General features: G+C 66.4%; 5 protein-coding genes. 2 read left to right on the top strand and 3 right to left on the bottom strand.

What is annotated here, in order from left to right:
* Window positions 1-344 precede the first annotated feature (344 nt).
* Both QZ281_RS15260 and QZ281_RS15265 read right to left on the bottom strand, forming a co-directional pair.
* Window positions 345-1,271, bottom strand: coding sequence for an alpha/beta hydrolase-fold protein (locus QZ281_RS15260; protein ID WP_292229829.1), 927 nt, complete (start codon window positions 1,269-1,271; stop codon window positions 345-347).
* 81 nt (window positions 1,272-1,352) lie between these two features.
* Entirely contained in the window at window positions 1,353-2,096 is a 744-nt protein-coding gene (locus tag QZ281_RS15265; protein ID WP_292229830.1) for an SDR family oxidoreductase, read from the bottom strand.
* Between the two features lie 108 nt (window positions 2,097-2,204).
* Here QZ281_RS15265 and QZ281_RS15270 point away from each other — a divergent pair, with 108 nt between their 5' ends.
* On the top strand, window positions 2,205-2,816 hold the full coding sequence (locus tag QZ281_RS15270) for a TetR/AcrR family transcriptional regulator (RefSeq protein ID WP_292229831.1): 612 nt from the start codon (window positions 2,205-2,207) through the stop codon (window positions 2,814-2,816).
* 204 nt (window positions 2,817-3,020) lie between these two features.
* Here QZ281_RS15270 and QZ281_RS15275 read toward each other — a convergent pair whose 3' ends face one another.
* Entirely contained in the window at window positions 3,021-3,632 is a 612-nt protein-coding gene (locus QZ281_RS15275) for a TIGR02466 family protein (RefSeq protein ID WP_292229832.1), read from the bottom strand.
* A 116-nt stretch (window positions 3,633-3,748) separates the two neighbouring features.
* Between QZ281_RS15275 and QZ281_RS15280 the strand changes: the two genes are divergently transcribed.
* On the top strand, window positions 3,749-4,214 hold a 466-nt coding region (locus QZ281_RS15280; RefSeq protein ID WP_292229833.1), incomplete at its 3' end, for a biotin carboxylase N-terminal domain-containing protein.

A 4,214-nucleotide genomic window follows, 5' to 3' on the forward strand; every position in this document is an offset into this window, starting at 1 on the left:
TCCGCTCCCGCCGCCGCAAGGTCGCAGGCCTTACGAGCCCTCCGGGCGACGGGACGTTGTCAGCATAGGGGATGCGGGTGGTCAGGCGCGCTGATTGGGTCGAGATCGGGCTAGACGCTTGGAAAGGCTGGGTTTGAGCAGCGTCATTGTGGGAGTTCGACGGAAATACCCAGCGGTCCTTTCCTACCACTCGTCATCCTTGGGCTTGTCCCAAGGATCCATACGCCCGGTTTGAGGGATGTGCGCCCTGCGGAAAAAAGCGGGCGTATGGATCCTCGCCACAAGGGCGAGGATGACGAGGTTGGGAGAGTGAAGATGACGAAAGTGAAAGGCGAGATGCCCCACTACTTCGCCGGCAAGACCGCCAGCAGCCCGCGCGTGGCGCCGACGGGGGCGATGGTCAGGTGGTCTTCATCGGCCAGCACGACCGACTGGACGCGCAGGTTCGGGTAGCGGTGCGACTTCAGCGTTGCCTCCATCGTCTGCATGTCGCGGACCATGTCGGCACCGCTGGTGTTGCGGGGGCTGGGTCCGGGGACTTCCCACGCGCCGACATACATGAAGACATCGGCGGGCAGGTCGGTGTGGCTGCGGGCGTAGGCGGCCTCCATCGTCATGATGTGGCGCTTGTCGAACCAGAAGGACGGGCTGCCCAGAATGTAGGAATGGAACATCGACGGGTCGGTGAACAGGATCTGGGCGCCCAGCAGCGCACCGTAGGAATGGCCCAGCAGGACGCGACGCGCGGGGTCGGCGCGGAAACGGTCCTCGATGAAGGGGATCGCCTGGGTCTTCAGATAGGTCTGATACGCGGCGCCCTGGCCGTGGACATTGCTGCTGGCGCTGCGCGGGCCGTTCGGGGTGGGGGTGTAGTCGCGGTTGCGGCTGACAACGCCGCTGTCGCCACGCGAATAGGACAGGCCGACCAGGATGAAGTCTTCAAGCCTCGGGCCGTCCAGATTCACACGCCGGGCGACCTGACGGACGATGGGGAAGGCGTAGTCGGCGTCGGTGACATAGAGCACCGGATAGCGGCGCTGGGGATTGGCCTCATAGCTGGCGGGCAGGCTGACGAAGACCTCGTAGTCCCGGCCGGAAACGGGATCGGGAACGGTCCAGACCTGGGTGCCCTTCAGGACATAGGGCGCGCCTTCGACCTGGGCGGTTTCGGCTTGAGGCGTGGTCTGGGCCGACGACTGAGCATCGGCCTTGGGCGAACAGGCGGCGGCGACGACAGCCATCAGAGCGACGGCCAGACTTGGCAGTTTCATGAGCGATTCCCCGTGAAGCGTTGCAGGGGAGGCTAAGCTCGAATGTGGCGACGAGGGGGCGCGCGGCCCCCTCGCACGCGATCAGGCGTTGGCGCCGCCGTCGATCAGGATGCTGGTTCCGGTGATGTAGGCAGCGGTCGGCCCGGCCAGGAAGGCGGTGGCTGCGGCGATCTCTTCGGGGCGGCCATAGCGGCCAAGGGCGACCGTCGACAGCATGGTCGCAGCCATCGGACCGGTCTCGGGGTTCAGGTCCGTATCGACCGGGCCGGGGCGGATCAGATTGACGGTGATGCTGCGGCCGCCCAGTTCACGCGCCAGTCCGCGATTGAAGGATTCCAACGCCGACTTGGTGGCGGCATAGACGGTCAGGCCGCCAAAGACGACGCGCTCGCCCACATTGCTGCCCACGGTGATGATGCGGCCGCCGTCCGGGATATGGCTCAACGCGGCCTGGGTGGTCAGAAGCACGCCCCGGAAGTTGACGTTCAGAAGGGCGTCGATGTCCTCGACAGGCTGGGTGGCGAAGGCGCCCGAACGCCCGATGCCGGCGTTGTTCACCAGAATATCGAGGCCGCCCAGACCGTCGACGGCGCCGTCGACGGCGGCGGATGCGCCTGATGTACTGCCTGCATCGGCCTGGATGGCGACGGCGGTGCGGCCCAGTGCGCGCAGTTCGGCGGCGAGGGCCTCGGCGCGGTCGACGGACTTCTCATAGGTGATGGCGACATCGGCGCCGTCGGCGGCGAGCTGGCGGGCGATGGCGGCGCCGATGCCGCGGCTGGCGCCGGTGACGAGGGCGCGCTTGCCGGAGAGGGGAAGGGACATGGAGGAGACGGCCTTATCTGTAATGATCGATACAGAACGAGGTGGTGCGGTTGAAGCCGGGCCGCAAGGGGCTTATCTATCGATCGCTACAGAAAAAGGAGAAAGCCGGTGTCCGACCGTGGACGGCCCCGCAGTTTTGATCGCGACGTCGCCCTGCAGAAGGCTGTGGAGGTCTTCTGGGCGCGTGGCTATGCGGGCGCGTCGATGGCCGAGTTGACAGGGGCGATGGGGATTTCGCCGCCCAGCCTCTACGCCGCGTTCGGCAGTAAGGCGGACCTCTATCGGCAGGCGATGGATCGTTATGTGGCGACGTCAGGCGCGGCGCTGTGGGGGCTGTTGGAGCAGCCGACGGCGAAGGCGGGCGTGGAGGCTGTGTTTCGCGCCGCGGCGCGCGGCATGGTTCAGCCCGGCAAGCCGTTCGGCTGCATGGTGGCGCTGAGCGGCGCCCAGCCCGAGGATTTCGACGCTGGTCTGCATCAGGACATGACGACTGTCTGGCAGGGAACGCGACAGGCGCTGCACAATCGCTTCGAACGCGCGCAGGCGGCAGGCGAGATTGACGCGGGCGCCGATCTGGACGCCATCGCCCTGTTCTACGCCACGGTGCATCAGGGCATGAGCCTGCAGGCCCGTCAGGGCGCGACGGCGGATGAACTGGATCGACTGGTCACCTCCGCCCTGATGGCGTGGGAGCCGATGACCCGACCCGATCAGGCGTAAGGCCAATCGACATTCAGTCAGTCGGTATCTTCGATTGTCATTCCGGGGCTGAGCGAAGCGAAGAACCCGGAAGCCAGGACACCGGCGCCGTTGCTGGCCGTACCGTATTGGGCGCCGGAGTGCGAGCCACCTGGGTTCCGGGTTCGTCCTGCGGACGCCCCGGAATGACCGTTTGGAATTAATCGCCGATTGGACCCGGCCGTATCAGGCGTAGTTGAAGCTGATCGAGATGCGGTCTGACTTGGCCTGATTGGTCGGGACCTCGTGGCGCAGCCAGCTTTCCCACATCAGCACCGTGCCCGCCTTTGGGTGCAGATAGACGAAGGGGCGTTCGGCCTCGGTCGCGGCGTCGGTGACGCCGGGGCGGGCCATCATGAAGGGCAGGCGCGGGTCTTCGACCTTCAGCGACGAGGCGCCGTCGGGGATGTCGATATAGACGGTGCCAGACAGGAAGGCGTGCGGGTGGATGTGGCCCGTATGCCCGCCGCCGGGCTTCAGGATATTGACCCACAGATTGTCCAGTCGGGGCTTGCGCGCCAGATCGAAGTTCAGAGCCTTGGCATAGGCGACGGCGTGGCGGTCCAGATGGCGCTTCAGCTCCGCGAACTCGGGGAAGCGGTGGGGCAGGTCGTTCAGCGAGCCATAGGAGGTGTAGCCCCGATAGGCGTTGGCGCGGCACCAGCGGCGGCCCGCCTCATCCTCTTCCGCCATCATGCGGATGACGTCGATCAGCTGTTCGTTGAAGTCGGGCCAACCCCGGCCGTCGGCGAGAGAGGCTTCATAGACCTGGGTGACGAAGAGGGGGCGCAGGGACATGTCGGCGGGATAGCGGGTTCGGGGCGGGACGGGAACCGTCGTCGCACATTTTGGGACGAGAGAACGATGGCGCCCGCCCTCTCGCCTGATGCGCATGATCCGGTTAAGGATGGGGCATGTTCAAGTCCGTCCTTGTCGCCAATCGCGGCGAAATCGCCTGCCGTGTCTTCCGCACCGCCAAGCGGATGGGAGTACGCACCATCGCCGTCTATTCCGAGGCCGACGCCCATGCCCTGCATGTGCGCGAGGCGGATGAGGCGGTCCTGATCGGCCCGGCTGCGGCGCGGGAAAGCTATCTGGACGGCGCCAAGGTGCTGGCGGCGGCCAAGGCGACGGGGGCGGAGGCGATCCACCCCGGTTATGGCTTCCTGTCCGAGAACGCCGAGTTTGCAGAGGCCGTCGCGGCGGCGGGCCTGATCTGGATTGGGCCGGACCCGTCCTCGATCCGGGCCATGGGTCTGAAGGACGCAGCCAAGGATCTGATGATCAAGGCCGATGTGCCGGTGACGCCCGGCTATCAGGGCGCGGATCAGTCGGAGGCGACCCTGACGGCGGAAGCCGCGCGGATCGGCTATCCGGTGC

The sequence above is a fragment of the Brevundimonas sp. genome (assembly GCF_018608325.1).
Taxonomy (GTDB): Bacteria; Pseudomonadota; Alphaproteobacteria; order Caulobacterales; family Caulobacteraceae; genus Brevundimonas.